Source organism: Mesorhizobium sp. M7A.F.Ca.MR.245.00.0.0, from assembly GCF_003997415.1.
GTDB lineage: Bacteria > Pseudomonadota > Alphaproteobacteria > Rhizobiales > Rhizobiaceae > Mesorhizobium.
The window spans coordinates 38374-62665 of the sequence record NZ_RZTE01000018.1 but is presented as its reverse complement, the minus strand read 5'-3'; the positions used below and the strand labels follow the sequence as shown (position 1 = coordinate 62665).

Here is a 24292-nt window from a genome sequence, read left to right as displayed (position 1 = left end):
ATGCCGCGTTGCCAATTTAGTTTTTGGCAAGCAAGTGGCAACGAAGGCTCACGGTTTGGTAAGAACCGTACGTACATGCACGAACTCCCTTGGTCGCATTCAGGCATGCTCGCGAAATCCTGAGTTGAATACAGCACCCGATAAACTCCGGATTGACAGGCTTTGTCCGGTCGGCGCGGTGGTGTCCGCAGGCGGAGTGAAGATTTGCTGGCTCGGTTCCAATATTGCCAGGCGGGCTGGCCTTCACCATCTAGCCGGGATGGCGACACCCAAATCGAAAACACTCGGCTCCGGCTTATCCGGACTCCAGCACGATCTCTTTGGTGCTGCCGACGACCTGCCGGAAGGTTTCCTCTACCAGCCCGAACTGATCACCGCGCAAGAAGAAACCGAACTCGCCCGGCATCTCGAAGGCCTGCCTTTCGAGGCGTTCGATTTCCATGGCCATCTGGCAAACCGGCGCGTCGTCGGTTTTGGCCTGCGCTACGACTACGATAGGCGCCAGGTCGTCGAGGCCCCGCCGATCCCTGACTTCCTGTTGGCCCTGCGCGACCAGATCGCGGCGTTGGCAGGCAAGCCCGCCAAGGCCTTCGCGCAAGTGTTGATCAATGAATACCGTCCCGGCGCCGGCATCGGCTGGCATCGAGACAAGCCTCATTTCGAAGACGTTGCGGGTGTTTCGTTGCTGGCGCCTTGCAGCTTCCGGCTCCGGCGGAAGAATGGCGCCAAGTGGGATCGCCGGACCATCGTCGTCGAACCAAGGTCGGCGTATCTCATGACTGGACGATCGCGCACGGAATGGGAGCACAGCATTCCGCCAGTTGACCTGCATCGATATTCGATCACCTTGCGGACATTGCGCTAACTCCGCAGGAGCATAAGAACCTTCTTTTCCGCCGACGGCGGAGTGCCACGCGATCCACCGATCTCCGGAAGATCGAAAGCCAGCGTAAAGTATCGCGCGCCGAGTTCATCGATCACACCATCATAGATTTTCCGGGAATGGGGCCAGCCGTGCAGAAGGATCAAGGCCGGTCGACCTGGATCGCCGGCCATGGATACAGCCAGCTGCATATCGCCTGCTTCGAGGGTCTGGACGAGCATCGTCTATCCATTCTCAGGAATTCAGGAGAAAACGACGAGCGGTCAAATAGGTTGCCCGCCCCGGTTTCCGCCGGCGTCGCTCACCGCCGCCTGTTCTCCAGCGGTGGTCAGTGCTCAAGAGCCAGCCCGCTCTGAGCCGGCTGGACCGTCATCAAGTGGGAGGAGGGGGCCACTCTCTCTGCTGGCCCGGCTACGGAACAAGCATTCAATCCTGGCGTTGAAATGCCGGGCGATCCCGCATGTGCTGTCGTGAAGAAGTCGGGGCGATTGCAATTAGGACAATGCAGGGAGATTCACATGCCGCTCACGGCCTTCGCACTTAATTGCTCGCTCAAAGCTTCGAACGACAGAGAAAAATCCTCCACCGATCGGTTGCTCGCCGATGTCCTGGCGGCGCTGATGCAATACGAGGTGAAGGGCGAGATCGTGCGTGCGCTCAGTCACGATATCAAGCCCGGCGTGCTCTCCGACATGGGCGAGGGCGACGATTGGCCGAAACTCAGAGAAAAAATACTGGGGGCCGACATTTTCGTACTCGGCCTCCCGATCTGGCTTGGTCAGCCCTCGAGTGTGGCCAAGCGCGTCCTGGAGCGGATGGATGCGTTTCTCGAGGAGACCGATGACAAAGGGCGCATGCCGGCAGCAGGAAAGGTGGCCTTGGTGGCCATCGTCGGCAATGAGGACGGTGCGCATCACTGCCACGCGGAATGCTTTCAGGCACTGAACGATGTTGGCTTCACCATCCCGGCCAATGGCGGGGTCTACTGGGTCGGCGAGGCCATGCAGGAGGTCAACTATGTCGATCTGCCGACGACTCCGGAAAAAGTCTCGGGTGCAATCGAAATGGCAGCATCAAACGCCGCCCATCTCGCTGGATTGCTGAAAGACCGGGGCTACTTGGGCGTCTCGGGGTGACCTTTGTTCGCCTGACATCCTTGAACCTGGCAGCGTCGATGCGGTCTCAGTCGGGAACAGGAAGGCTTGTAGCGAGTTCATAATCACATCAGCCGGCGACCGCCGCTCCGTCTAAGGCGCGAAGCCGCAAACAGGAGAGCAAGTCATGGGTCTCGGCACAATTCTTATCATCATTCTGATTATTGCATTGCTTGGCGGTTTTAGTGGGCTTGGCGGCGGGCCATTCTACGGCACCGGCTATTACGGCGGCGGCGGCCTCGGTCTTCTGCTGCTTATAGTCATTATCCTGGTCGTGCTCGGGCGTCTCTAGCCCTGGCGATGCGGTGGCAGGGTGTATCACCTGCCGCTTGCAGTCCCTTTTGCGGGTCGCTTTGAATCCATAGCAGCCCAGCAATGGCGGTGCGCCCTCTGGAGGGCGGACCACTGCTCGGACATATCAGGTCAAAATCAGGACGATCTTGAACGTATCCGGATCAACGATCACGATCCGGCCGTCCGCAAGCACGAAATACTCGTAGCTTTCGTAAGCGGGAACGATCTTGACGATACGAGCCGGCAAACGATGCAGCCTGACCTTTTGCCGCGGAACTTCGACGCCGACGGTGATGTCAAAATCGACGTTGGACACAGGCTCGACTTTCGTCTCCCGGATGATCTGGGTGACTTCGGTTTTCTGCTCCACCGTCACGTTGTTGATGGAACCGGTCGACGTCGTATCCTGCGTCGAGGCCTTGCCCTGGGCCTGCTCGTCGGTTTGCGTCTTGGTCTTGTCCTGAGCCTGCTGGTCGGTGGTGGTGCCGGCCTTGCCTTGAGCCTGCTCGTCGGTTTGCATCTTGGCCTTGTCCTGAGCCTGCTGGTCGGTGGTGGTGCCGGCCTTGCCCTGAGCCTGCTCGTCAGTCTTCAGCTTGGTCTTGTCCTGGGCCTGCTGATCGGTTGTGCCGGCCTTGCCCTGAGCCTGCTCGTCGGTCTTCAGCTTGGTCTTGTCCTGAGCCTGCTGGTCGGTGGTGGTGCCGGCCTTGCCCTGTGCCTGCTCGTCGGTCTGCAGCTTGGTCTTGTCCTGAGCCTGCTCGCCCATCTTGGAACCATTCTGGCAGCCAGCTTGCCCGGAAGCGCAATTGGCGTCTGCGCCAGACTGGCTTTCGGGCTGTTGTGTCTGAGCCATCGCCGTTCCACAGCCAAGCCCGATCGCCAGCATGCTGGTAATGAGAACATGTTTCATGGGGAAATCTCCCTGGGTAAGGTTCGTCCCTTCAGTGCGTAGAACCAGAACCCAAAAAAAATGTTCCGAGATAGTTGAGTGAGGGCTAAAAAACGACCTCGCTTGAGATCATACGATCGCGGGCGAAAGCCGCCGCTAAAACGACCTTTTCAACTCTGCCGATTGCCCTAGCTCTCTCCTGAGAGGAGACCGGATATGGCAATTTATAGTCTGAGAGTGGTCAGCTTCATTTTCGTTGTATTGGCTTTCGTTCCGGCCGCCGCGCATTTCTTCACGATGTTCAACAAGATGAAGCTCGACGGGCCGAACTATCTGGCTGCGCAACGCGCCTATGATGGATGGAGCCTGTTCGGCATCGTAGTGCTGGGAGCATTGCTCTCTACGGCCGCCCTGGCGATCCTGCTCTACCGAGCGAGTGCATCTTTCGGCTTGGTTGTTGTCGCCTTTCTCAGCATCGGCGCCACGCAATTTGCCTTCTGGACGCTGACCTATCCAATCAATCAGGCGACCCGGAACTGGACTGTCCTGCCTGAAAACTGGGAGCTGCTGCGGCGCCAATGGGAGTATTCGCATGCCATCGCCGCCGGCCTCAACGCCTTGGCGTTGCTTGTGCTTTTCCTATCGGCGCTTCGCGCTGCGGTGCGTTGAACGACCACGTCTTCACCAGCACGGCCGCCGAGCGGGCAGGAACCACCAATGAAGCGAAAACATTGACCCGCCAGATGTTTCCAGCGTGGCCCGAAAATGAAGCGGTACTATTTCGATCTTCAAAACGGTGACGGCGCGATACCCGATGATAACGGGCAGCTGTTCGAATCCCGGGAACAAGCCAGAGCGGAAGCAATTCGTATTTTGCAGGATGTTGCCCAAGACGAAATGCCCGACTGCGATTTCGTCAAGGTAACCGTCAAAGTACGCGATGAGATCGGTGCGCAGATGTTTGAGGCATCGCTTGTCCTGACCTCCGGATGGAGCGTGTGATGCCGCAGTGCTAGCGGCTATACCGCACCGGGATTTGCACGACATTCTCCGATCCAGGCAGATCGAAGGCCATGGCCAGCTGACGTACGGAGGCCATCTCCACGATCAGTTCTTCGATCGAAAGATCCGGCAGACCGGTCTTCACCCTCTGCCTCACCCTGGCCGCAAGTTCATGGACCCGTACCGGGACGAAAAGCGGGCTGTCGTCCAGCAGCTTGCTGATTTCGATGACCACATCGGCGTCGATGTCTTTCGGCAATTCCCGCATGGGCGTCACCTCCAATCGAAGCAACAGCCCGCCATATCGGTGCGGCGGGCGATCAAGCATTGAGCGCCGGGCAGTGGGATCGGAGAGGGACGTGCTCGACGCTGGCCGATAGCCAGATTCATAAAGCTGCGGGCATCGGTGTGTCACGAAAAAATATCAGTACGAAAATTACCAAGCGGTTTCGTCCCACGCAATCCACAAGCGCCTTCCCCGAAATCGCGGCTCCGGCAGCGGCTGTTCCCGACAGAGGAGGAACAAAGAATATGGCCCGGAATTGAGACTGACGAATTGGAGGATCTGGCCATGGACAGCAGGGAAGAAAAGATCAAACGGCGAGCCCATGAAATCTGGGTACAAGAGGGCCGGCCGGCTGGCCGCGAGCAGGAGCACTGGGACCAGGCCGTGCAGGAGATCGAGGCTGAGGGTTCGGAGACTGAACGTGGCCCGGTTTTGCCTGATCCGACAGTTGCAGCCGATTCCAATAGCTTGAAGCGTTGATCGTCAGATGCCGTGGCGTCTTGAGAGGACGATCAGGCAACCAAATTGGTGGAACCTCGTTTGCCGGACAGCAACCAGAGGAGGTTTCGATGAAGAGGTTCTTTTCACTCCTGGTCCTGGCCGCTGGCCTTACGCTCGGCGCCTGCGACAACAATATCGAGCCGATGAAAGCCAACACCGGCACCATCAACAAGAACCCACAGGTTGACCAGGCCGCCAGGCCAGAGTCCGCGACTGGTGATGATAAGCCAGCTATTGCGCCCCAGAGCCAATGAACTCCGTCTCACATTGCGACACACCTCTGCTGCGCGTCGCCTATCTCGATGGTGGACCGCAGGACGGCGCCCCGGTTATCCTGCTGCATGGCTGGCCCGACGACGCGACGACATACGCTCGGATTTCGCCGGTCCTTCATGAAGCTGGCTTCCGGACGTTTTCGCCTTGGTTGCGGGGCTTCGGGCCGACATCGTTCCTGTCAAAAGAAATCATGCGCTCGGGCGAGGTTGCCGCGATGGCGCAGGATGTGCTGGATTTTGCCGATGCGCTGGGCCTCAGCCGCTTTGCGGTCGTCGGACACGATTGGGGTGCCCGGATATCCTATCTGCTCGCGTCGGTTTTCCCGGACCGCATCAAGTGCTGTGCTGCGCTGTCGCTCGGCTGGCAACCAGGCAAACCAGCAACGCCGGCGCCCGGACAAGCGAAAGCATTTTGGTATCAATGGTTCATGGCGACGGCACGGGGCGCCGAGTTCGTACGAAACAACGGCAAGGAATTCGCCAGATACCAGTGGGACAGCTGGGGTCCATCAGGCTGGTTCGACGACGCTATTTTCGATGGTGTCGCGAGTTCGTTCGAAAATCCTGACTGGGCGGATGTGACGTTGCATTCCTATCGGGTCCGATGGGAAGAGGCCGAGCCCGATCCCCGCTATGCCGAACTCGCCCGCCGGCAAGCGGTCAAGATCATCACGGTGCCGATCCTGACGCTTCATGGTGGCGACGACCGCGTTGTGTTTGCCCAGTCCTCAGAGGGGCTCGAAGAGCATTTCACCGCGTTCTACAGGCGCGTGGTGCTGGATGGCATCGGACACTTCCCGACCCGTGAGGCTTCTGATCAGGTTTCGCGATTGTTGGCTGCGTTTCTCGACAGCCATGGCAAGCGCTGAAGTGAGGTCGTCATCCGACCTCATAATACAGGCCGGAACCTGACGCATGGCCGCGCATTTCGTCTCCATGCATGACGAACCGAAATGCGGCCTCGCAATCAATCGGCAGCCAGGGAGAATTTGAATGCAAGCTTCAGACGCAATCTCAGCACACCATGCTGGCCAGCTGGCCATAGTACCGTTTGTCGGCACGGTGACGGTACGATTTTCCGACGCCATAGTCGCTGCTACGGAACGGGCGAAAGTGCTTCAGGAAGAAGGACATGAGCCCGTGTTCTACATCCCTTTCGAAGACATCTATTTCGACCTTTTCGAAAAGACGAACACCACCAGCCGCTCCCCTTCGAAAGGCACCGCGAGCTACTGGCGCGTCCATGCGGTGGGCAGCTCGGCTGACGATTTCATGTGGGCATACGAGACGCCTGAAACCGCGGCGCGGCCCATTGCACGTCATGGTGCATTCGATCCGGAAAAGGCGCGCATCGATGCTGAGCCCGCGGAGGACAGACGGCACACGCCCCACGTCCCGGAGTAGATTGCCCGTTCGTAGCGGGGCGATCTGAATTCAAGGCTGGTGCTGACGGCGCGGAAACTCGTCATCAAGGATGCGTAGTGCCTCCTCATATTTGACAGTCGATGCCCCGACCTGTCGGGCCTGCCAGATATTGTCCGCCAGATCCGCGCGCTTCACCGGCAGCGCCAGTGGATTCGATGCCGCTCGTCGCACGAACGCGAAGTAGTCCTCGCCATCCCTGCGCGACATGGCGTCGACGGCCGAAGCGATCGTCGGGCCAAAACCGGCCTCGTCCAACCTGGTCCGGTTCCAGCCTTCGCCCTTTTCCACGACGTCATGGAGATAGGCGACGACCTTCTGGTCCCTGGTTTCGACCGCGTCGACGACCCGGCGGCAGTGCTCGATATACGGTCGCCCGGTCTTGTCGCGCTGTGCTGCGTGGACCTCTTCGGCAATCTTGGCCGCCCGGTAAAAGATGCTCATCTGGCTTGCCCTTCAGACATGGTTTCACCATCGCTCCTCGGTATCGTGGTGCGGCAGGTCTATTCCGCAGCAAACCCAGCCAAGTCGCTGCCTCGATCCATAATTGTAGCGCGGCTCCAGGCGAGCCGGATCGTCGAACGTTCCGACATGCAGCGCGATCTCTCCAGGCGATGCGTCATAGGCAAGGCTGAGCGGCGATCCGCAGGCGGAGCAGAAGCCCCTCCGGGCGATCGGCGAAGATCTGCGATAGGCCGGCGCCGCATTGGTCCAGGTCACGCTTTGGGAAGGCACCCAGGCCAGAACCGCGAACGCACTGCCGGTCGTTCGCCGGCACATATCACAATGGCAATAATGCACTCTCGGTTCGCTTCCAACGCGGAAGCGGATCGTGCCGCAGAGACATCCTCCGCTCAGTTCCATTTTGGCGCCCCGGCTGACTTGCCGCTCCAACGTCTATCGCGCGGTCTCATGCGAGCACCTCCATTCATCTCAGCGGAAACGCCAGCCATTTGCGTAGGTTCCTGTGGCTATCTCAGGAACCAGTGCTTGCGCGCGGCGTTGCGTGTCTTTGCCGACAATGGGAGGAAACAGGGAAATGCATCGTCGGTCGGAGAAGCGCTGATGTCGATGCCGGGGCTGGCATACGGACCTCTTGGCGATCGATGCATGCATGTCTGCGTGGATATGCAGCGGCTGTTTGCCGAGCCGTCTCAATGGGCAACGCCCTGGATCACCCGGGTTCTCCCGCAGATCGAGAGGCTGGTCGAAAGACGCGCGCCACAGACGGTCTTTACACGCTTCCTGCCAGCCGAAAAGCCGGGGCAGGGCGTCGGCACATGGAAGCGCTATTATGAGCGCTGGGCTTCCCTGACGATCGAGACGATCGGGCCCGAAATGACCGAACTGTTGCCGTCTTTAGCCGGCTACTGCCCGCCAGCGGCGATCATCGACAAGCACATCTATTCGCCCTGGTTCGAAGGGCGCCTCAGAGCCCTTCTGGTGGAGCGCGGCATCGATACGCTGGTCATTACCGGTGGCGAAACAGATGTTTGCGTTCTCGCCACCGTGCTCGGGGCCATCGATTTCGGCTATCGCGTGGTTCTCGTCACGGACGCGCTGTGCGGTTCTTCCGACGCAACCCATGATGCACTGCTGACCGTTTACCACCAACGTTTCGCGCAGCAGGTCGAGACGGTTGAGATGGAAACGGTTCTCTCGAACTGGACTTGACGTCCGCTAACCCGGCCCGGGTGGAAGTGTCCTTGCTTCCTTGCGCGGTTGGGCTGCCTATCTGTTAAGAGAATGACGGACACCAGAACAGGTAGCAGACGTGACGCAACGATCGGGAAGTGCTGATCTTCCACTCCATGGCGGGCGCGTGCCGAAATGGCTCGGCGACCGCATGACGCGTCTTGGCGCTGTGATGTGCGAGGCGATCATTCATCACTATGGTCGAGACGAGCTGCTGCGGCGGCTGGCGCATCCATTCTGGTTCCAGTCCTTTGGTGCTGTCATGGGCATGGATTGGCACTCGTCGGGGATCACGACCAGCGTCGTGGGCGCTTTGAAGCGTGGCCTTACGCCGCTCTCCGGCGAGCTCGGCATTCATGTCTGCGGTGGTCGCGGCGCGCATTCGCGCAAAACCCCGCATGAGCTGGAGGCCATCGGCCAACGCGTCGGCTTCGACGGAACGGGCCTTGCCACCGTCAGCCGGCTTGTCGCCAAGGTCGACAGCGCCGCTGTCCAGGACGGTTTCGATCTTTACCTGCATGGTTTCATCGTCACCGATGACGGTCGCTGGGTCGTGGTGCAGCAAGGCATGAACGGTGACAGCAAGGTGGCGCGCCGCTACCATTGGCTCTCCGAGGGCCTCAAGAGTTTTGTCGACCAGCCGCATGCCGCCATAGAGGGCGCCCATCAAGGTGAGATCGTCAACCTGACCGACAGGCGCGCCGACGCGTCGCGCCAAGGGCAACTGAATCTTTTGCAAGACCTCGGACCCGATCGCATCCTGGGCGAGTTTGCAGCATTGGAGCGTTGCGCGGAGCCGACGCGTCGGCGGGAACCGGAGCAGCCGCTGCTGCCGCATTTGGTCATGCCGGCCCATCATGACGTTCGCGAAAGCGATGTCGTCATGCATCGTCTTCACGGCAATATCGCAGCCGCCGCGGACCGCGGTCCCACCGATTTCGCCGAGCTCCTTCTGGTCCCCGGCGTCGGCGCGCGCACGGTGCGCGCTCTGGCCCTCGTTGCCGAGGTGGTGCATGGCGCGCCTTGCCGGTTTTCCGATCCCGGCCGCTTCTCGCTGGCGCATGGCGGCAAGGACAGGCATCCATTTCCGGTACCGCTGAAGGTCTATGACGAGACGATCGGGGTTCTGAAATCGGCCGTGCAGAAGGCAAAGCTCGGTCGCGATGAAGAAATCGGTGCCTTGAAGCGGCTCGACGATCAGTCACGGCAAGTCGAACGATACGTGACCGGCCCCAGCCTGAAGGAAATTGTCGCGGGAGAATTCGACCAGTCGCATCTGCTTGGCGGGCGCAGCGTGTTTGGCTGGGAAGCTGCGCCGGACACAGCATCAGCTGAGCGGAACGGGAAAGCGTGAGCACGGGTGGAGGGGCTGGAGATCAATCGTCAAGATCGATGAGTGCGACACCGAGCTCCGGACGCTTGCTGCGACGCAGATGACCGGGTGCTTCCACCAGGGTGATTTCGAGCGTTGGACGAACGATGCCGTCAAGCAGATGTCCACCCCGAGTGGTGCCGTCACTCAATCCAAGCACCGCATGAACGTGCAGGCTGGGCTTATCGTCGTCACCCAATGCGACATCGCCGATCGCGCTCAGAACCTCGCACTGTTCGTCGACAGGGATTTTGCGGTAGGTCTTCGAGGCCGGATCAAACCAGCCCACCGTGGCTTTCTCGAAAGCCCCTATGGCGGTCAAGGACGCGCTGCCGATCTCCTGGTCGACCGCGAAGGCGGTCAGTGCCGCGAACGCTTCTTCGCCTGGGTCGAGCACCACGACGAATGTCCGTTGTCCGCCGATCTCATTGACGAGCTGCGATTTCATCCCTGTGCTCCCGCCGCATTCAGTGCCGGCCTCATATCAATGTGCGCGGTGTTCCGCATTGCGCTTGCGGGTCGCCGCAGCTTTCCTTGCCGATTCCGATCGGCTTGCGGCAGACCGTGATGCCGATGCCTTGCCGCCGCTTTTGCCGCCTTTGTGCGCCGCTGGATGGCCCGTGTGTTTGCCACGGCCGGAACCGCCTTCCTTCTTGCCGCCGCCATCGTCCTTGTTGACGGTAGCCCATGCGCGCCGCTCTGCCTCCTTGTCGGAAACCCCGCGCTTCTCATAGCCTTCGGCAATGTGGTCGGCTTTGCGCTCCTGCTTGTCAGTGTATTTCGATTTCTCGCCTCGTGGCATGGCCTGTTCCTCCTGTTGAATAAGGGCTGAATGTCGACTCGACGCGCTGGTTCCAACAGAAGTTCGCGTAGCCAATGGCGCATCGCGATGCATGGCCAAACACCGCCGCGCCGCGCAAGCTAGCGCCTTTCGGGCCGGGGAGAGTGCAGCAGCAAGGCGAGGGGGATTGGTTCAGCCGATTGCCAACCTCACGACGAGGGCCAGGATCACGACGCCGACCAAGCCGGCTATGAAGACGACCCGACGCGTGCGCGTTCGCAGGATGATCTCGCCTTGTCTCGCCTGCTCCGCAGAGAATACGGGTCCATTGTCACCGTCCTTGCCATGCCGACTATCGCTCATGATCGCCTCCTTCCCGCTGTTGGCACACAACCATCGCTTGACCGGGGAGGTTCCGATTGCGTCGATCCCGCCGACAGAAAAAAGGATCACAGGCTCGTGAGGAGGGAACTTTGCCCTCCGCGAGTGGTTTGGGCCGCTTGAGACCCAGCCAGCCCGGAGCCAGCCATGTCCGATGCCAAGATTTCCAGTGGCCTGAGCAGACGCATGTTCATGACGGCCTCTGTTTCGGCGGCGGCGGTGATGCCGCTTGTAAATTCCCCGACGAGAGCTGCCCAGCCCGCGTCCGCAAAACCGGCCGAACCGCGCGATTTGTCGGCGGTTTCGATGCGTATCAACAAGCAGACCTACAACCTCGCGCTCGACAATCGAACCAGCCTGCTTGACGCGCTGCGCGACCATGTCGGCCTGACCGGCACCAAGAAAGGTTGCGATCACGGTCAGTGTGGTGCCTGCACGGTGCTGATCGACGGAAAGCGGGTACTGTCCTGCCTGAGCTTTGCCGTCATGAACCAGGGCCGAGAGATCACAACGGTGGAAGGCCTGGCTTCGGCGGAAGGGGAATTGCATCCGGTCCAGAAGGCCTTCGTCGACCACGATGCCTTTCAATGTGGCTATTGCACACCGGGTCAGATCATGTCCGCCATCGGTTGCATCAACGAAGGCCATGCTGGGTCGGAAGACGACATTCGCGAATATATGAGCGGCAATCTATGTCGCTGCGCGGCCTATCCCAACATCGTTGCGGCGATCGTCCAGGCACGCGACGAGACCAGGAGGGCTTAGGATGCGCCCATTCGTATATGAAAGACCAACCAGCGTCTCCGCGGCAATCGCCATGGCGTCCCGTCCCGATACCGTGCATGTTCCGCCAACCGGTGCCGGCACGCAGTTCATCGCCGGCGGCACCAATCTGGCCGACTACATGAAGCTCGGTGTCGCGCGGCCGGAGCGACTGCTCGACCTCAACACTCTTGCCGAGCCGGCCTTGCGGCAGATCAGGATAGACAATGATAAGATCCGGTTTGGTGCGCTGGTCCGTATGGGTGAAGCAGCCGACAACAATGATGTCAGGCGCCGTTGCCCGGTCCTCGCCGACAGCCTGAAATTCGCTGCCAGCGGTCAGCTTCGCAACATGGCGAGCCTGGGCGGCAATGTGCTGCAACGTACGCGCTGCGAGTATTTTCGAGAGATATCTTGGCCGTGCAACAAGCGCGAACCGGGCTCCGGCTGCGCTGCGATGGAAGGGTCCAATCGCCAGCATGCCGTGCTGGGTACGAGCGATGCCTGCATTGCCACGTATCATGGTGATTTCGCGCAGGCGCTGGTTGCGCTGGACGCCACCGTCGATGTCGAAGGTTCGCGGGGAAGGCGCACGCTCACTTTTGCCAAACTGCATAGACGGCCGGGCGAGACGCCCGACATCGAGACGGATCTGGCCGCCGACGAGCTTATTACCGCCATCGAAGTGCCGCTCGCACAGTGGAGCAGCCGGTCGCGCTATCTGAAGATACGCGATCGCGAGTCCTACGCGTTTGCGCTGGCGTCCGCGGCTGTCGCGCTCGACATGGATGGCGAGACGGTAAGGAGTGCGCGCATTGCGCTCGGCGGACTGGCGACGGTGCCGTGGCGTGCGCGCGAAGCAGAGGACGCGCTACAGGGCAAAGTGCTTGACGAAGCCACGGCGCAGGAGGCCGCAGAGGCTGCTTTCGCCGATGCCAGACCGCGCGAGCATAACGCATTCAAGATACCGCTCGGCAAGCGCACGCTGGTGCGGGCGCTGCTCGAAACCCGGGATATGAAGGGCTGAGCCATGAACCAAGCTGCACCCGCTCCAAGGGAAAACCAGGGCGATCCCGTTGTTCGCATTGACGCCCGGCTAAAAGTTACCGGACAGGCCGGCTATCCCGCCGACATCGTCACGGCCAACGTCGCCCACGGTGCCCTTGCCACCAGCAGCATTGCCCGGGGCAAGGTTTCCGAACTTCACACGAAAGACGCCAGGGCCGTACCCGGTGTGCTGGACATCGTCACCTATGGCGATCTGGACAAGACCGACATGCCGAAATTCGGCAACACCGGCGCAAGTTCGATTGGGCCTTTGCACGACAAGACGGTTTTTCACGATGGTCAGATCATCGCTCTGGTGGTCGCCGAAACCTTCGAGGCGGCGGAGGAGGCAGCGATGTTGATCCGCGCCGACTACGAGGACGAACGGCCCAGCGCCAGCTTTGATTCCAAGGGCGTGAAGATGGAACCGGCTGCCGGCAAAAGCCCGATGTTCAAGGAGGATGCGAAGGCCGGTGACTTCGACGCCGCTTGGGCGGATGCGACGGTGAAGATCGACGAAAAATATTCGACGCCGACCCAACATCATAATCCGATCGAGCTGTTTTCGACCACGGCCATATGGCAGGGCGACCAGTTGACGATACACGAGCCCAGCCAGAATGTTACGGGCTGGAAGGTGGAACTGGCACGCCAACTGAAGCTCGATCCGGCCAATGTGCGGATCGTCAGTCCCTATATCGGCGGCGCCTTCGGCTCCAAGGGGCCGATGACGGCACGCACTGCGATCGTTGCCGTCGCGGCGCGGCGCATCGGCCGGCCGGTTCGCTGCGTCGTCAATCGCATGCAAGCCTTCGGTACGCAGACCTATCGAGCCGAAACGCGGCATCGGATCCGCATGGGCGCCGGCAAGGACGGCCGCATCACGGCGTTCGGACATGAGGCCTGGGAGGTGACGTCACGCCCTGACCCTTATGTCGTCGGCGGCACGTCCGCCACCGCGCGCATGTACAATTACGGCTCCGTTCTGACGCATGTTTCGCTGGTTCATGCCGACCGCAACACGCCTGGCTACATGCGATCGCCGCCGGAGACGCCTTATGTCTACGCGCTGGAAAACGCCATGGACGAAATGGCCGTGGCCCTTGGCATGGATCCTGTCGAGTTTCGTCGCATCAATGAACCGGAGAAGGAGCCGATCGGAGGCAAGCCATTTTCCAGCCGCTCACTCATCAAGTGCTACGACCAGGCGTCCGAGGCCTTTGGCTGGTCGAAGCGCGATCCCAGGGTCGGCTCGATGCGCGACGGTGATTGGCTGGTCGGAATGGGCTGTGCGACGGCAATCTATCCGACTGCCGCCGCGCCTTGCGCGGCCCGGGTTCGTCTCACCGCCGATGGCGAGGTCCGGGTCCAGTGCGGCTCGCATGAAATCGGCACCGGCGTTCGCACCATCGCCGGCCAGATGGCGGCCGAAAGGCTGGGGGTCGGCATGGACAAGGTGAGCGTCGAGATGGGCGACAGTGCCTTGCCGCCGGCTCCCGTGTCGGGCGGATCGATCTCGACCGCCAGCGTCTGCTCCGCGGTCATGAAAGCCTGCGACGCGATACGCGAAAAACTGTTTACCGCCGCTGCGGGCAAGGGGGCTCCGCTGGCAGGTTCGGCCAATGCGAAGCTGGATTTGAAGGACGAAGAGGTCGTCACCGAGACCGGCAAGTCCGCCAAGCTGGCCGATGTCTTCAAGGCCATGCAAGTCGGCGCCATCGAAGAATATGCCGAGTTTGCGCCGAAGGGTTCTTCGCCTGAAGCCCTGAGGAAACTCTATGCCGGACAGTCGGAGTTCCATGGTGGAGAGAACGACGAAGATTCGGTCAAATATGCCTTTGGCGCCGAGTTCGTCGAAGTGCGCATCAACAGCTATACACGCGAAATCCGGGTGCCGCGCATTGTCGGAGCCTTCGCTGCCGGGCGCATCATGAACACGCGCACCGCGCGCAGCCAGCTGATGGGTGGCATGATCTGGGGCATCGGCCAAGCGTTGCACGAGGCCACGGAAATCGATCAGCGACACGCGCGCTACGTCAATCGCGACCTGCAGGACTATCTCGTGCCGGTCAACGCCGACATCAAACAGGTCGACGTTATCCTGGTCCCCGAAATCGACCACCAGGTCAATCCTGCCGGCGTCAAGGGCTTGGGCGAACTCGGCAATGTCGGAACGGCTGCTGCCGTGGCGAGTGCCGTCTATCATGCCACCGGCAAGCGCATTCGCGATCTGCCGATCAGAATAGATGATTTGATAGGCTGACGATCGAGAGTTCTGGACGGAGCATGGAACTCCTAACCCATAGGAAATTCAAAAACGGCAGGTTGATGCCGTGGGGAAAAGGCACGGTCGTCACCGGAGCAAAGGGATTGGTCTACCTCTGCGGAAATACCGCAACCGCCGAAAATTACGATCCTGCCGGAAAGAGAGGAGGGGGCTTCCCTGGCGATGCGGCGGCACAGTGGCGCGCAATTTTGGCGAACATCAAATCAGATCTGGAAGAACTCGGCAGCGCGATCGACTATCTCATCCGGCTGACCTTCTTCATCAAGGGGCCATTTCCCGATGGCGGCGTTCTAAGTTCACCCAATTTTCGTCTCGACGTACTGGACGAGTTCTTTGCCGAGAATTGCCCGAAGCACTGCAGCTATAACAACCCGCCGCCCTCGGAGGTGATCGGGGTTGCAGCGCTTGCGCAAGCCGACATTCTCGTTGAAATTGTCGCGGTGGCGGCGTTGCCTGACTGAAAAAGTTTTCGCGTGCAGCGATAGCTTAGTTGCCTTGGCTCTCGAGTGTCACTCCGGGGCTGTGGCCGGAGCCGTGTAACGGCGGCGTACAGCGTCAAGCACCCGCTTGCGGCTATCCTGCGCCGACAGGGTCTTGTCCTCTTCCGCCTCGGCGGTTTCGCGCGCCAGGTCCTTGTCCCTGATCTGATGTCGGAACCATTTGGAATAGTCGCCGGTGCGCAAATGAAACTCCCAGGTCTTGTCGTCTATCCCCTCGGCGATCTGAGCGAAGATCATCAGATTGTGAGCCCTGAGGTTCATCGCATTGTCGGGGCCGTGGAAATAGAAGCTGCCGGCTTCGTCGAGCTGGCCTTCGGCATATTTCCGGCTGTGCCGCTTGAGTGACTGACGTGGTTCAACCACCTTGACCGTCTTGACTTTCTTGCCCGACTGCGGCCGCCAGAACAGCACGCGCGCGCCTTTGGGCGTTGGAATGTCCTTTGGCGGCTCAATGCCAGTTTCCTTGCAGAAGACCTTCACCACGTCCTTCGCCTTGGGGCCAAGCGCAATGATGGCTGTGACAAGGCGCAAGGCGTCTGTCGAGATCGCCTCGGGGTGAACGGTGATCAGGATTGTGCCCGGCAATTCCAATGACAGGACCGCCCGCGTATCGTCGCGCCGCTTGGGCAGAAGATGGTGCGCTTCATCGATGACGAGCCAGTGCGGTCTCGCGGTGCGCCGGCGGAAACTGCTCAGGCCAGGCAGCAGGTCGGCAAAGAAATCCGGCCTCTCGTCGACGCGCAGGGCCAATCCATTGACGACAATGTTGCTGTCGGCTTTGGCGATCAGATCCAGCACCTGCGCCTTTGTCGGCGCGCTTGAGCCGTCTCCCAGGCGAACGGCGCCTTCGAGGCCGTCATAGTCGCCTTCGGGATCGAAGACGCAGAACTGAAAACCACTTTCGACGAAGCGTTCCGTCAGCGCGGTGGCCAAGGTGGATTTGCCTATGCCGGAACTCCCGGCAATGAGGATCGTGTCGCTCGGCGACAGGTAGACATCATCGCCGCCAGACGATCCAAGAACGATGCCGTCATGGCGCTTCGGCACTATCGCGTGATCACGCTCTATCAGCTTTGCGATTAATTGCTCCACGCCCTTGCCGCGGGCGCCACGCATGACCAGGTCGGCTGTATCCTTGACCGCCGGAATTGCATTGTCGACGGCGGCGCTGCAGCCACAGGCCTGCAGGAACGCGTGGTCGTTCTCGGCATCGCCGACGCCGACGACGTTGTGCGGCGAAAGTCGAAGGTCCTGAAGGGCCGCAGCGAGCCCGGTGGCTTTGTTGATGCCGCTCGGCAGGATCATCACCGCGCCCTTGTTGAAGATGATTTCCAGTTCGAGACCCATCTTCTTGATGATATCGAGCACGGTCGCCTGATGGGGTTCCCAAGTCGCGACGATCGATCGCCCGACCGAAAGCGGCTTGACGCCCTGCCGCTTCAATCTGGCGACGAATTTGGGCTCGGGCGATGGGGCGATCACCCGTTCTTCCTCGCTTGCCGGCGTGTAGATCATCGCGCCATTCTCAGCGACGACCTTGTCGAAGAGGCTAAGCTCGGGAAAGACGCGCTTGAGATCGGGCAGTTCACGCCCGGTGACGAGAACCAGCTTGCGGCCGCTTTTCTTGAACCGCTCAAGCGCGGCGAGCGTCTTCTTGGCGACGATCCCATCATGAGCCAGCGTGCCGTCATAGTCTGCCGCCAATGCAATGAAATACATTCCGCCGACCCTTCTCGTTCCGGTTACCCGGCTAGAACGTGCGATCGAGACAAAGGCTCCCCACCGACCGGATCGCAGGTCTGGAGAAGGGCGGTTCGCCCTCGGAAATCAGGAACTCCTTCGGTGCCGGTACGTTGACCAGTTACAAGCCGGGAACCGTCCCGGTCTTTGCTGGCGGCGTGCAAACCCCGTCGCCGAAATCCACACCAAGCGCAATGAAAGGTAAGGCCATGGGCTTCTTTTCGAAGGACATCAAGACACTCGACGATCTCTTCGTGCACACGCTGCGCGACATCTATTACGCCGAAAAGCAGATCGAGAAGGCGCTGCCGAAGATGATCGACAAGGCAACCGACCCGCAATTGAAAGCCGGATTTGAAAAACACCTCGACCAGACGAGAAGCCATATCGAGCGCGTCGAAGAGGTGTTTGAGTTGCATGGCGTCAAGGCCAAGGAGGTCAACTGTCCGGCAATCGACGGCATTCTCGAGGAGGCCGACGATGTGAGCGGTGACGTCGATGACAAGGAGGTTCTCGATGCGGCGCTGATTGCTTCGGCGCAGGCCGTCGAACACTATGAGATGACACGCTACGGCACGCTCATCGCCTGGGCCAAGCAACTCGGCCGCACGGACTGCGCCAATGTGCTGACCAAGAACCTCAGGGAAGAACAGGCAACCGATCGCAAGCTCACCGAAATGGCGGAAAGCAAGATCAACCTGCAGGCAGCCGAATAAGGCTGCCATCCGGCCGGCTGATAACTCGGCCGGCCGGATTACCTAGGTTTCCACTCCGTCAGTGAGACGGGTCGACGCCCAGGGCCGCTGATTGCTGGCGCAGCGCCTCATCGTCATCCTGCGGCGCATGCCGAGCAGATCCTGCAGTTTCCGTGTAGATGCGGTACGCTACACAAGCGAGCGCCACCATGAAAAGCAGACGGCCCATCCATCCTACTCCTTGGTTGCGGATTTCGTTTCGGCCATACTCAGTACCCTCCGACGACGGGCAAGATCTCGCCGGTGATGTAGCTTGAGCAATGCGGCGAAGCGAGGAACACATAGGCCGGCGCGAGTTCTTCCGGTTGCGCGGGTCGTTTCATTGGCGTGTCCGCGCCGAATTTCGAGACGTCGTCGGCTTCCTTGTCCGACGGATTGAGCGGCGTCCACACCGGACCCGGTGCGACCGCATTCACCCTTATGCCCTTGCCGATGAGATTGCCCGACAAGGCCCGCGTGAAGGCATGTATGCCGCCCTTGGTCATCGAATAGTCGACCAGTTGTTTTGAACCGTCGATACCGGTTACCGAACCGGTGTTGATGATCGCCGAACCGGGCTTCATGTGCGGCACCGCTTCCTGCGCCATATGAAAATAGCCGTAAAGATTGGTCTTCAGCGTCGTGTCGAAATGTTCTTCGGTCAGCTCGGCGAAATCGCTGGAATGGATCTGGAACGCGGCGTTGTTGACCAGCACGTCGATGCGGCCGAATTTTTCAACGGTCTCCATGACCGCCTCGTGGCAGTGGCTGCGTTCGCTGACATCGGCCTTGACCAGGATGCAGCGTCGTCCCTCCTTTTCCACCGCTGATTTGGTCTCTTCAGCATCCTTGTCCTCGGCCAGATAGACGATCGCGACGTCGGCGCCCTCGCGGGCGAACAACACCGCCACCGAGCGGCCGATGCCGGAATCGCCGCCCGTGATGAGTGCTACCTTTTGGTCGAGTTTTTTCGATCCGAGATAGTACGGCGCATCATACAAAGGCTCCGGCTCTAGTGCCCATTCGTGCCCCGGTTTGGGCTGATGTTGCTCGGGGAAGGGGGGCTCGGGATATTCACGGGCGCCAGCCTGCATGGCGCCTTGCTGCTTCCCATCGCCTTTCGATTTGTCCTTGGCATCGACGCCACGTTGGATATGGCGCTGCTTGGCCGCTTCACCGGCTATTTCCGACTTCATCTGCATGATCGTCTCCTTGGCTTGGAGAGGAAACAACGCATGTCAGGCAAAAAGGTTTGCGCAAAAGATCGACTGCCGAGAGGATTCCGGCCAGCGTTTGGCGACGCGTAACAACGACATCGCCAGCAGCAACAATTCAGCTGCAATGCAGCCGCGCCAGCCACCGCCGCCGATGGGATCGAGCACCCGGGGCTTGCCCGCTGCCTGTACCGCCTTGGCAGCGAGCCAAATGTGATGATGTGGATTGGGAAGCTATTGCGTCAAACTGGCGTGCGCAAAGCAGCGCCATCCGGTCTGCTCCGGGCGTAGCCGCCGGAATCTATCTTGGCGAGAGGCCATCGAGCAGGAAGTCCAGGCCTTTTCGGAAAGTGCCGTCCCAATCGTTGTCCAACAGCAGACGAGAGCGTTCGATTGTCGGATAGTGTTCGCTGAGATGTGTAAGACGCTGCTGTGCGGCTGCTCTGTCTTCTTCCGAGAGGTCGAAGCTTGCCCGGGTGAGGGTGGCGCCCATCACATAGTTCCAGAGCGACCATATCGCGGCGTTGAGATCCGCGTCTGCAACACCGGCTCTGGACAAGGTCTTGCTCAGCATTTCCAGGCGACTGAGAATGTTCGGGCCAAGCGCCCGTCGCGGCAACAGCGATGCCGACCAAGGATGTCGCAACATTCTGGCGCGCCAGTCTTCGAGCATATGAACGACGTCTCCGCGCCAGTCCGGAGACTCACCTGTTTCAGGTGATCCGCGATATTCAAGCACCGAATCGAGTGCCAGATCAAAGACATCCTCCTTGTTGTCGACGTGCCAGTACAGGCTCATCACACCCGAGCCGAGGCGATCGGCCAGCCGACGCATTGTCAATCCGTCTATGCCCTGGGCGTCCAGCAGTTCCACCGCGATCGCCACGATACGCTCGCGAGACAGCGGCGGCTCGCTGCTCGCCTCCTGCACGGGTTGAAGCTTTGTCCGTTGCGATCGTTTGCTGGCACTGCGGGGTTTGGCTGCCATCTGTCTTCCTTGCTGGCCGAACGTCGATTTTGGCAGGCACCGTCAGGAATGTCGACGCTGATCGCTTGACTAGTACGACGTACCATACGATGACTCGTACATCGCACGATTCATCGTATGAGCGATCTGGTTAAAGTTCATGCCGGCCGCGAGTGCGTTATTCGCAGTCAGCAGAGCCAGGAGAAATCATGTCACGCGCAATCAAGCATCTGCTTACCGGAGGGCTAATCATCATGACCATGGCAGTTTCCGCTGCGGCTACAGCGACTGGGAACGACCTCAAGCTGACCATCGTCAATCCACAGACGCTCTATGACCCGTCGCCGAATGGCTACAGCACCGCCGTGATCGCACCGCGCGGAGCTCGGATTGCCTACATCTCCGGGCAGGGCGGCCAAGACAGCACAGGAGCCTTGTCACCCGATTTCGCTGTCCAGGTTAAGCAGGCCTACGCAAATTTGCATGCGGCGCTCGAGGGCATCGGCGCCAGGCCGGATCAGGTGGCGAAGCTCACGGTCTTCGTGGTCGACCACGACATGTCCAAGCTCGATGTGTTGACCAGGAACGTCAAGGACATGTTCGGCGAGGCGCTGCCGGCGCAGACACTGGTTCCCGTTCCCAAGCTTGCAATCGACCCGATGCTTTTCGAGGTGGAAGCCGTGGTCATTCTGGAGTAGGGGCGAGATCGCCCCACAAACTGAAACGGGTCGAGCGCGCCGCCGACAGCCGCACATCCGGAGCCATTATACGGAAGTAGAGCCGGCCAACGGTCGGTTGAGCTTCGCGTCAGCTCAGGTCTGTCCTTCGGTTTCGCTCGAAGCAAAGCCGCCAATTTCGCGACGCATTACAGTAGGTAGTGGCTCAGCGCGTTTTCCCTTCCGGCTACCGCGGCGGTATTTGCTCTGATACTCGCGTCGCTGTTTCGCGATTTCGTAGAGTACGATACCCGAACTGGTTCCGAGGTTTAGGCTCTCGATCATCCCGAACATTGGAATTGCTACGCACATCTCGCTGCGCTCGACCGCGAGGGTGCTGATGCCCCGTTTCTCATTGCCGAACCAGACAGCGAGTTTGGTGTGCTGGGTATAATCGCCCTCGTGCAGGAAAACGCTGGTCTTTTTATGCGGCGACGACTCTATCGCCGCCACATCAGGAAGTCGCATAAGATAGATTATGGAACTTACGCATGGGCCAGGAACTGTAAATTGCCGCGGATTCTCATAGGCTTGAGCGCTCGTGGCGTATTGCCTTGAGCGGATAGCCAACGCTAGGCTGTCGAAATGAAGATGGCAAACAGCGAGATCGAAGCGGCGATTGAAGTGTTCGTGCATGGAACTAACGCACGGGCCAGGAACTGTAAATTACCGCTGATTCTCATAGGCTTGAGCGCTCGTGGCGTCTTGCCTTGGGCGGATAGCCAACGCTAGGCTGTCTATATGAAGATGGCAAACAGCGGGATCGAAGCGGCGGTCGAGGTGTTCGTGCATGGCTTCAGTGCCGACAGAAGCCGCACCTTTCCTTACGTGGCCAGCCGTGTTGGGCCGTTGTGGCTGATGCGCGACGCCGAGCGCAAGAATCCTCGCGACTACCGCGGCGAAGAATGGGTCGTCCATGACGTCGCCGCTCAAGAGGCCGATGCCATCGTGCGGCAGCATGCACGGCCGGGCTTTGCCATTTCCGTTATGATAGCGCACCAGGATCCGGACGGGCCGACACGAACCGCCTACAAAGCTCTCGGCTACCGGCTGCTTCGGACCGAAGGCTTTTTTGTCCACCGATTGCGCCGGATTCCCAGCCCGCTGGCGGTTGCTTCGATCGAACGCGTGCAGACAGCCGAACGGGCGGCGCAGTTGGGAAAGATCATCCGCAGGCAGCCGATCCCAGACGATTTGCTCGGCGACAGCGCGCCATTCCGTCAGTATGTGGCAGTCGATGGCGCCGATATCGTTGGGCGCGTACGCAGCCTTGATGCCGTGGGAGCCACATGGTGTTCGAGCATGTATGTCGAGCCGTCGCACCGGCGTCGCGGCATTGGCCAGGCTTTGATGTCGAGAATGTTGCACGACGATCGGGCGCGTGGGTCGAGGTACTCGGCGCTGGCTGCAACCCACGCCGGGGCGCTGCTTTATCCCCGGATGGGCTACGAGCGGATCGGAACGCTGCTGATATTTGCGTCAAGGAGCCGGAAGACCGTATGAGGGTTTATTCGCATCATGCTGATTTATAAAGGATTTCAGCTTGATCGGTGGTCAGAGCCCCTCTCCTTTTACAACAGCTGGCCTAGCTTAATATCTTCGATGCCGATGAACTTCATCACAGCCCGCGATTTTACCAGGGAACGGTGCGGCCGAGATAGTCAAGATATTCCAAGCCGGGGTTTCCCCGTTTTGCGAGGAGTACGTTCACAAGGCTGGGAATGCTCTCTTGGATGGTGAGCCGTGCGCCCGGACCGCCCAACTCCGTGCGAACCCAGCCCGGCGCCATCAGGACCAGCGAACGGGCCTCGCCCGCGTGCCGGGCTGCATAGCAGCGCATATACTGGTTCAAGGCGGCCTTGCTGCCGCGGTAGACCTCGCGCATGCCGGTCGTGTTGTTGCTGACGCTGCCCTGTCCAGACGACATCACGCCAATCAACCCGGACGCCTCGACAAGATCATCGAGGCTCTCGATCACGCGTAATGGGCTCAGCGCGTTCGTGAGCATGACCCGGATGAATTCGTCCGTCGTAACCTGCCCGACCGTATCCGTTTCGTTGTTCGTCGTTCCTGCGTTAACGAACAGCATGTCGAACATCCTGCCGGTCAGGCGCTGGCGCAGGCCCGCAATCTGGTCGGGCTCGCAGATGTCCAGGGTCTCTATCTCGACCCGGCCAGCATGCTCGTCTGCCAGATCGTGCAGCAAGGTCCGGGTTCCGCCGCCGCGAACTGTCCCGACGACATTCCATCCCTTTTTCAGGAACTCGGCCGCCATTCGGATCTGGTCGCGCTGGTGCCGCATTCATGCCTGGGCAACAGCTTGACGAGCGATCTCCCTGTCACATCGGGTCTTGCGACCTTCGAAGTCCCGGTCCCCACGCCGGAGTTCAAGATATCGGCGATGTGGCATCCGCGAATGGACGCCGACCCGGCCCATCGCTGGCTTCGCGATACTGTGATGGCCGTGTGCCGGGCAGCGTATCCGAGACGGTGAGGTCACGTCGTCATGCATACCGGCATCGGCAGCGCTTTGGGTACGCGAGCCCTGGAGCCGGTCATGAAGTTCTGTTTCTTTCACGCTGATTCGTAAGGGATTTCAATCATCATCCCATCATAGGCTGGTTCGACATTGGCTGGTGTCTCGGCCACCACCGTTGCGTAGTCGAGCGGCACGTGCATATGCGTCAGCACCGCATGTATCGGCGCCAGCCGCTCGATCCAATCAAGCGCTTCGCCAAGGGACAGGTGACTAGGATGCGTCCGGTATTGCAGCGCGTCGATGATCAGCACGTCGAGGGCGCGCAGCCGTTCGGCGGTGGGCTCCGGAAAGTCGCTGATGTCGGGGCAATAGGCGAGACCGCCGATGCGGAAACCGAGCGATACGATGTCGCCGTGGATCTGCGGCAGCGGCTCGAGGGTGAGGGTACCCCCCTCTCCTTCGATGACCACCGGCTTGGTGTGGTCGATGAGATGCGGCCTGACAATCGGCGGATAGGAACTGCCTTGCGGCGTCTCGAAACAGTATCCGAACGCTTCCCGCAAGCGAAGCATCGTCGCCCTGTCGGCATGGACGTCGATGAGCTGGCGCTGATCGAGAACGAAACCGCGCAGATCGTCGATGCCATGGATATGGTCGGCATGCGGGTGGGTATAGACGACCGAATCGATACGTTTAACGCCGGCCAGCAGCATCTGCTGACGAAAATCCGGCCCTGTGTCGATGACGACAGTCGTGCGGCCGCCATTCGACGCGATCCGCTCGACGAGTGCGGCGGCACGCGTGCGCCGGTTCTTCGGGTTGTCGGGGTCGCAATTGCCCCAGTCGCCGGTGATGCGCGGCGTACCTGGCGACGAGCCGCAGCCGAGAATGGTGAGGCGCAGCCGGTCGGTCAT

General features: G+C 60.3%; 33 protein-coding genes and 1 pseudogene. 19 read left to right on the top strand and 15 right to left on the bottom strand.

What is annotated here, in order from left to right:
- Nucleotides 1-259: 259 nt before the first annotated feature.
- Complete coding sequence (locus EOB80_RS19210; RefSeq protein WP_127329058.1) at nucleotides 260-865, top strand: alpha-ketoglutarate-dependent dioxygenase AlkB; 606 nt, start codon at nucleotides 260-262, stop codon at nucleotides 863-865.
- Here the strand turns inward: EOB80_RS19210 and EOB80_RS19205 are convergent.
- Complete coding sequence (locus tag EOB80_RS19205; RefSeq protein WP_206516823.1) at nucleotides 862-1104, bottom strand: hypothetical protein; 243 nt, start codon at nucleotides 1102-1104, stop codon at nucleotides 862-864. The genes EOB80_RS19210 and EOB80_RS19205 overlap by 4 nt on opposite strands.
- Before the next feature lie 297 nt (nucleotides 1105-1401).
- Between EOB80_RS19205 and EOB80_RS19200 the strand changes: the two genes are divergently transcribed.
- Together EOB80_RS19200 and EOB80_RS19195 are read left to right on the top strand one after the other, a co-directional pair.
- A complete protein-coding gene (locus tag EOB80_RS19200) occupies nucleotides 1402-2019 on the top strand; it encodes an NAD(P)H-dependent oxidoreductase (protein WP_127320538.1) in 618 nt (205 codons plus the stop codon).
- Nucleotides 2020-2164: 145 nt separating this feature from the next.
- Complete coding sequence (locus tag EOB80_RS19195; protein WP_013531546.1) at nucleotides 2165-2329, top strand: DUF3309 family protein; 165 nt, start codon at nucleotides 2165-2167, stop codon at nucleotides 2327-2329.
- Nucleotides 2330-2455: 126 nt separating this feature from the next.
- Here the strand turns inward: EOB80_RS19195 and EOB80_RS19190 are convergent, their stop codons facing one another.
- Nucleotides 2456-3238: a DUF1236 domain-containing protein gene (locus tag EOB80_RS19190; protein WP_127329013.1), complete on the bottom strand. Its 783-nt coding sequence runs from the start codon at nucleotides 3236-3238 to the stop codon at nucleotides 2456-2458.
- A 195-nt stretch (nucleotides 3239-3433) separates the two neighbouring features.
- On the opposite strand from EOB80_RS19190, the gene EOB80_RS19185 reads away from it, so the two are divergent.
- Both EOB80_RS19185 and EOB80_RS19180 read left to right on the top strand, forming a co-directional pair.
- Nucleotides 3434-3886 (top strand): hypothetical protein, encoded by a 453-nt coding sequence (locus EOB80_RS19185; RefSeq protein ID WP_127272420.1) that lies wholly within the window; start codon nucleotides 3434-3436, stop codon nucleotides 3884-3886.
- A gap of 96 nt (nucleotides 3887-3982) precedes the next feature.
- Nucleotides 3983-4219 carry a hypothetical protein gene (locus EOB80_RS19180; protein ID WP_127329012.1) on the top strand — a complete coding sequence of 79 codons (237 nt, stop codon included), beginning with the start codon at nucleotides 3983-3985 and terminating at the stop codon, nucleotides 4217-4219.
- 10 nt (nucleotides 4220-4229) lie between these two features.
- Here EOB80_RS19180 and EOB80_RS19175 read toward each other — a convergent pair whose 3' ends face one another.
- The gene (locus tag EOB80_RS19175; protein ID WP_127267547.1) at nucleotides 4230-4487 is read right to left on the bottom strand and encodes a hypothetical protein; all 258 of its coding nucleotides are present in this window, start codon (nucleotides 4485-4487) and stop codon (nucleotides 4230-4232) included.
- A gap of 303 nt (nucleotides 4488-4790) precedes the next feature.
- Between EOB80_RS19175 and EOB80_RS19170 the strand changes: the two genes are divergently transcribed.
- The 4 genes from EOB80_RS19170 to EOB80_RS19155 all read left to right on the top strand — a co-directional run bounded on the left by EOB80_RS19170 (nucleotide 4791) and on the right by EOB80_RS19155 (nucleotide 6685).
- Nucleotides 4791-4985, top strand: a complete 195-nt coding sequence (locus EOB80_RS19170; RefSeq protein ID WP_127329011.1) for a DUF2934 domain-containing protein — start codon at nucleotides 4791-4793, stop codon at nucleotides 4983-4985.
- 89 nt (nucleotides 4986-5074) lie between these two features.
- Entirely contained in the window at nucleotides 5075-5260 is a 186-nt protein-coding gene (locus tag EOB80_RS19165) for a hypothetical protein (protein WP_127329010.1), read from the top strand.
- Nucleotides 5257-6150, top strand: coding sequence for an alpha/beta hydrolase (locus EOB80_RS19160; protein ID WP_127329009.1), 894 nt, complete (start codon nucleotides 5257-5259; stop codon nucleotides 6148-6150). The genes EOB80_RS19165 and EOB80_RS19160 overlap by 4 nt, the downstream gene beginning before the upstream one ends.
- Before the next feature lie 124 nt (nucleotides 6151-6274).
- The gene (locus tag EOB80_RS19155; protein WP_127267544.1) at nucleotides 6275-6685 is read left to right on the top strand and encodes a DUF427 domain-containing protein; all 411 of its coding nucleotides are present in this window, start codon (nucleotides 6275-6277) and stop codon (nucleotides 6683-6685) included.
- A 30-nt stretch (nucleotides 6686-6715) separates the two neighbouring features.
- Here EOB80_RS19155 and EOB80_RS19150 read toward each other — a convergent pair whose 3' ends face one another.
- Nucleotides 6716-7147, bottom strand: a complete 432-nt coding sequence (locus EOB80_RS19150; RefSeq protein WP_127329008.1) for an HD domain-containing protein — start codon at nucleotides 7145-7147, stop codon at nucleotides 6716-6718.
- A 621-nt stretch (nucleotides 7148-7768) separates the two neighbouring features.
- Here EOB80_RS19150 and EOB80_RS19140 point away from each other — a divergent pair.
- Both EOB80_RS19140 and EOB80_RS19135 read left to right on the top strand, forming a co-directional pair.
- Entirely contained in the window at nucleotides 7769-8377 is a 609-nt protein-coding gene (locus EOB80_RS19140; protein WP_127329056.1) for a cysteine hydrolase, read from the top strand.
- A 100-nt stretch (nucleotides 8378-8477) separates the two neighbouring features.
- On the top strand, nucleotides 8478-9752 hold the full coding sequence (locus tag EOB80_RS19135) for a DUF763 domain-containing protein (protein WP_127329006.1): 1275 nt from the start codon (nucleotides 8478-8480) through the stop codon (nucleotides 9750-9752).
- Nucleotides 9753-9774: 22 nt separating this feature from the next.
- Here the strand turns inward: EOB80_RS19135 and EOB80_RS19130 are convergent, their stop codons facing one another.
- The 3 genes from EOB80_RS19130 to EOB80_RS19120 form a co-directional block, all read right to left on the bottom strand.
- A complete protein-coding gene (locus EOB80_RS19130) occupies nucleotides 9775-10218 on the bottom strand; it encodes a PPC domain-containing DNA-binding protein (protein ID WP_127329005.1) in 444 nt (147 codons plus the stop codon).
- Between the two features lie 36 nt (nucleotides 10219-10254).
- The gene (locus tag EOB80_RS19125; protein ID WP_127329054.1) at nucleotides 10255-10572 is read right to left on the bottom strand and encodes a plasmid stabilization protein; all 318 of its coding nucleotides are present in this window, start codon (nucleotides 10570-10572) and stop codon (nucleotides 10255-10257) included.
- A 171-nt stretch (nucleotides 10573-10743) separates the two neighbouring features.
- Nucleotides 10744-10914: a hypothetical protein gene (locus EOB80_RS19120; protein ID WP_127322072.1), complete on the bottom strand. Its 171-nt coding sequence runs from the start codon at nucleotides 10912-10914 to the stop codon at nucleotides 10744-10746.
- A 165-nt stretch (nucleotides 10915-11079) separates the two neighbouring features.
- On the opposite strand from EOB80_RS19120, the gene EOB80_RS19115 reads away from it, so the two are divergent.
- Genes EOB80_RS19115 through EOB80_RS19100 form a run of 4 tightly spaced genes read left to right on the top strand, consistent with a single transcriptional unit; the run spans nucleotide 11080 to nucleotide 15489 of the window.
- Nucleotides 11080-11697 carry a (2Fe-2S)-binding protein gene (locus EOB80_RS19115; RefSeq protein ID WP_127322071.1) on the top strand — a complete coding sequence of 206 codons (618 nt, stop codon included), beginning with the start codon at nucleotides 11080-11082 and terminating at the stop codon, nucleotides 11695-11697.
- 1 nt (nucleotide 11698) lies between these two features.
- Complete coding sequence (locus tag EOB80_RS19110; protein ID WP_127329004.1) at nucleotides 11699-12721, top strand: xanthine dehydrogenase family protein subunit M; 1023 nt, start codon at nucleotides 11699-11701, stop codon at nucleotides 12719-12721.
- 3 nt (nucleotides 12722-12724) lie between these two features.
- Nucleotides 12725-15004 carry a xanthine dehydrogenase family protein molybdopterin-binding subunit gene (locus EOB80_RS19105; protein WP_127329003.1) on the top strand — a complete coding sequence of 760 codons (2280 nt, stop codon included), beginning with the start codon at nucleotides 12725-12727 and terminating at the stop codon, nucleotides 15002-15004.
- 23 nt (nucleotides 15005-15027) lie between these two features.
- Entirely contained in the window at nucleotides 15028-15489 is a 462-nt protein-coding gene (locus EOB80_RS19100) for a RidA family protein (protein ID WP_127329002.1), read from the top strand.
- 48 nt (nucleotides 15490-15537) lie between these two features.
- Here the strand turns inward: EOB80_RS19100 and EOB80_RS19095 are convergent, their stop codons facing one another.
- Nucleotides 15538-17247 (bottom strand): HAD-IIB family hydrolase, encoded by a 1710-nt coding sequence (locus tag EOB80_RS19095; RefSeq protein WP_127329001.1) that lies wholly within the window; start codon nucleotides 17245-17247, stop codon nucleotides 15538-15540.
- Nucleotides 17248-17477: 230 nt separating this feature from the next.
- Here EOB80_RS19095 and EOB80_RS19090 point away from each other — a divergent pair, with 230 nt between their 5' ends.
- Entirely contained in the window at nucleotides 17478-17984 is a 507-nt protein-coding gene (locus tag EOB80_RS19090; protein WP_127329000.1) for a ferritin-like domain-containing protein, read from the top strand.
- Between the two features lie 58 nt (nucleotides 17985-18042).
- Here the strand turns inward: EOB80_RS19090 and EOB80_RS19085 are convergent, their stop codons facing one another.
- From EOB80_RS19085 to EOB80_RS19075, 4 genes are all read right to left on the bottom strand, one after another.
- On the bottom strand, nucleotides 18043-18192 hold the full coding sequence (locus EOB80_RS19085; protein WP_127328999.1) for a hypothetical protein: 150 nt from the start codon (nucleotides 18190-18192) through the stop codon (nucleotides 18043-18045).
- A 40-nt stretch (nucleotides 18193-18232) separates the two neighbouring features.
- The gene (locus EOB80_RS19080) at nucleotides 18233-19204 is read right to left on the bottom strand and encodes an SDR family oxidoreductase (RefSeq protein WP_127328998.1); all 972 of its coding nucleotides are present in this window, start codon (nucleotides 19202-19204) and stop codon (nucleotides 18233-18235) included.
- Between the two features lie 36 nt (nucleotides 19205-19240).
- A complete protein-coding gene (locus EOB80_RS34575) occupies nucleotides 19241-19384 on the bottom strand; it encodes a hypothetical protein (RefSeq protein WP_164762661.1) in 144 nt (47 codons plus the stop codon).
- 133 nt (nucleotides 19385-19517) lie between these two features.
- A complete protein-coding gene (locus tag EOB80_RS19075) occupies nucleotides 19518-20204 on the bottom strand; it encodes a TetR/AcrR family transcriptional regulator C-terminal domain-containing protein (protein ID WP_127328997.1) in 687 nt (228 codons plus the stop codon).
- A gap of 188 nt (nucleotides 20205-20392) precedes the next feature.
- Between EOB80_RS19075 and EOB80_RS19070 the strand changes: the two genes are divergently transcribed.
- The gene (locus EOB80_RS19070; RefSeq protein ID WP_127320804.1) at nucleotides 20393-20881 is read left to right on the top strand and encodes a RidA family protein; all 489 of its coding nucleotides are present in this window, start codon (nucleotides 20393-20395) and stop codon (nucleotides 20879-20881) included.
- A gap of 114 nt (nucleotides 20882-20995) precedes the next feature.
- Here the strand turns inward: EOB80_RS19070 and EOB80_RS19065 are convergent, their stop codons facing one another.
- Complete coding sequence (locus EOB80_RS19065; protein ID WP_127328996.1) at nucleotides 20996-21535, bottom strand: TrmH family RNA methyltransferase; 540 nt, start codon at nucleotides 21533-21535, stop codon at nucleotides 20996-20998.
- A gap of 105 nt (nucleotides 21536-21640) precedes the next feature.
- On the opposite strand from EOB80_RS19065, the gene EOB80_RS19060 reads away from it, so the two are divergent.
- The gene (locus EOB80_RS19060; protein WP_127328995.1) at nucleotides 21641-22402 is read left to right on the top strand and encodes a GNAT family N-acetyltransferase; all 762 of its coding nucleotides are present in this window, start codon (nucleotides 21641-21643) and stop codon (nucleotides 22400-22402) included.
- A 130-nt stretch (nucleotides 22403-22532) separates the two neighbouring features.
- Here the strand turns inward: EOB80_RS19060 and EOB80_RS19055 are convergent, their stop codons facing one another.
- On the bottom strand, nucleotides 22533-23174 hold the full coding sequence (locus EOB80_RS19055) for an SDR family oxidoreductase (RefSeq protein WP_245466388.1): 642 nt from the start codon (nucleotides 23172-23174) through the stop codon (nucleotides 22533-22535).
- 72 nt (nucleotides 23175-23246) lie between these two features.
- Between EOB80_RS19055 and EOB80_RS35365 the strand changes: the two are divergent.
- Nucleotides 23247-23393 (top strand): annotated as a pseudogene (locus tag EOB80_RS35365) (LysR family transcriptional regulator); the annotation flags it as partial.
- A gap of 80 nt (nucleotides 23394-23473) precedes the next feature.
- On the opposite strand, the gene EOB80_RS19045 reads toward EOB80_RS35365, so the two are convergent.
- Nucleotides 23474-24292, bottom strand: a complete 819-nt coding sequence (locus EOB80_RS19045; protein WP_127328993.1) for an MBL fold metallo-hydrolase — start codon at nucleotides 24290-24292, stop codon at nucleotides 23474-23476.

Coding starts and splice junctions, on each gene's coding strand:
- EOB80_RS19210 (WP_127329058.1), top strand. CDS start 260: ATGGCGACACCCAAATCGAAAACACTCGGCTCCGGCTTATCCGGACTC.
- EOB80_RS19205 (WP_206516823.1), bottom strand. CDS start 1,104: ATGCTCGTCCAGACCCTCGAAGCAGGCGATATGCAGCTGGCTGTATCC.
- EOB80_RS19200 (WP_127320538.1), top strand. CDS start 1,402: ATGCCGCTCACGGCCTTCGCACTTAATTGCTCGCTCAAAGCTTCGAAC.
- EOB80_RS19195 (WP_013531546.1), top strand. CDS start 2,165: ATGGGTCTCGGCACAATTCTTATCATCATTCTGATTATTGCATTGCTT.
- EOB80_RS19190 (WP_127329013.1), bottom strand. CDS start 3,238: ATGAAACATGTTCTCATTACCAGCATGCTGGCGATCGGGCTTGGCTGT.
- EOB80_RS19185 (WP_127272420.1), top strand. CDS start 3,434: ATGGCAATTTATAGTCTGAGAGTGGTCAGCTTCATTTTCGTTGTATTG.
- EOB80_RS19180 (WP_127329012.1), top strand. CDS start 3,983: ATGAAGCGGTACTATTTCGATCTTCAAAACGGTGACGGCGCGATACCC.
- EOB80_RS19175 (WP_127267547.1), bottom strand. CDS start 4,487: ATGCGGGAATTGCCGAAAGACATCGACGCCGATGTGGTCATCGAAATC.
- EOB80_RS19170 (WP_127329011.1), top strand. CDS start 4,791: ATGGACAGCAGGGAAGAAAAGATCAAACGGCGAGCCCATGAAATCTGG.
- EOB80_RS19165 (WP_127329010.1), top strand. CDS start 5,075: ATGAAGAGGTTCTTTTCACTCCTGGTCCTGGCCGCTGGCCTTACGCTC.
- EOB80_RS19160 (WP_127329009.1), top strand. CDS start 5,257: ATGAACTCCGTCTCACATTGCGACACACCTCTGCTGCGCGTCGCCTAT.
- EOB80_RS19155 (WP_127267544.1), top strand. CDS start 6,275: ATGCAAGCTTCAGACGCAATCTCAGCACACCATGCTGGCCAGCTGGCC.
- EOB80_RS19150 (WP_127329008.1), bottom strand. CDS start 7,147: ATGAGCATCTTTTACCGGGCGGCCAAGATTGCCGAAGAGGTCCACGCA.
- EOB80_RS19140 (WP_127329056.1), top strand. CDS start 7,769: ATGTCGATGCCGGGGCTGGCATACGGACCTCTTGGCGATCGATGCATG.
- EOB80_RS19130 (WP_127329005.1), bottom strand. CDS start 10,218: ATGAAATCGCAGCTCGTCAATGAGATCGGCGGACAACGGACATTCGTC.
- EOB80_RS19125 (WP_127329054.1), bottom strand. CDS start 10,572: ATGCCACGAGGCGAGAAATCGAAATACACTGACAAGCAGGAGCGCAAA.
- EOB80_RS19120 (WP_127322072.1), bottom strand. CDS start 10,914: ATGAGCGATAGTCGGCATGGCAAGGACGGTGACAATGGACCCGTATTC.
- EOB80_RS19115 (WP_127322071.1), top strand. CDS start 11,080: ATGTCCGATGCCAAGATTTCCAGTGGCCTGAGCAGACGCATGTTCATG.
- EOB80_RS19110 (WP_127329004.1), top strand. CDS start 11,699: ATGCGCCCATTCGTATATGAAAGACCAACCAGCGTCTCCGCGGCAATC.
- EOB80_RS19105 (WP_127329003.1), top strand. CDS start 12,725: ATGAACCAAGCTGCACCCGCTCCAAGGGAAAACCAGGGCGATCCCGTT.
- EOB80_RS19100 (WP_127329002.1), top strand. CDS start 15,028: ATGGAACTCCTAACCCATAGGAAATTCAAAAACGGCAGGTTGATGCCG.
- EOB80_RS19095 (WP_127329001.1), bottom strand. CDS start 17,247: ATGTATTTCATTGCATTGGCGGCAGACTATGACGGCACGCTGGCTCAT.
- EOB80_RS19090 (WP_127329000.1), top strand. CDS start 17,478: ATGGGCTTCTTTTCGAAGGACATCAAGACACTCGACGATCTCTTCGTG.
- EOB80_RS19085 (WP_127328999.1), bottom strand. CDS start 18,192: ATGGGCCGTCTGCTTTTCATGGTGGCGCTCGCTTGTGTAGCGTACCGC.
- EOB80_RS19080 (WP_127328998.1), bottom strand. CDS start 19,204: ATGCAGATGAAGTCGGAAATAGCCGGTGAAGCGGCCAAGCAGCGCCAT.
- EOB80_RS19075 (WP_127328997.1), bottom strand. CDS start 20,204: ATGGCAGCCAAACCCCGCAGTGCCAGCAAACGATCGCAACGGACAAAG.
- EOB80_RS19070 (WP_127320804.1), top strand. CDS start 20,393: ATGTCACGCGCAATCAAGCATCTGCTTACCGGAGGGCTAATCATCATG.
- EOB80_RS19065 (WP_127328996.1), bottom strand. CDS start 21,535: ATGCACGAACACTTCAATCGCCGCTTCGATCTCGCTGTTTGCCATCTT.
- EOB80_RS19060 (WP_127328995.1), top strand. CDS start 21,641: ATGAAGATGGCAAACAGCGGGATCGAAGCGGCGGTCGAGGTGTTCGTG.
- EOB80_RS19055 (WP_245466388.1), bottom strand. CDS start 23,174: ATGGCGGCCGAGTTCCTGAAAAAGGGATGGAATGTCGTCGGGACAGTT.
- EOB80_RS19045 (WP_127328993.1), bottom strand. CDS start 24,292: ATGACCGACCGGCTGCGCCTCACCATTCTCGGCTGCGGCTCGTCGCCA.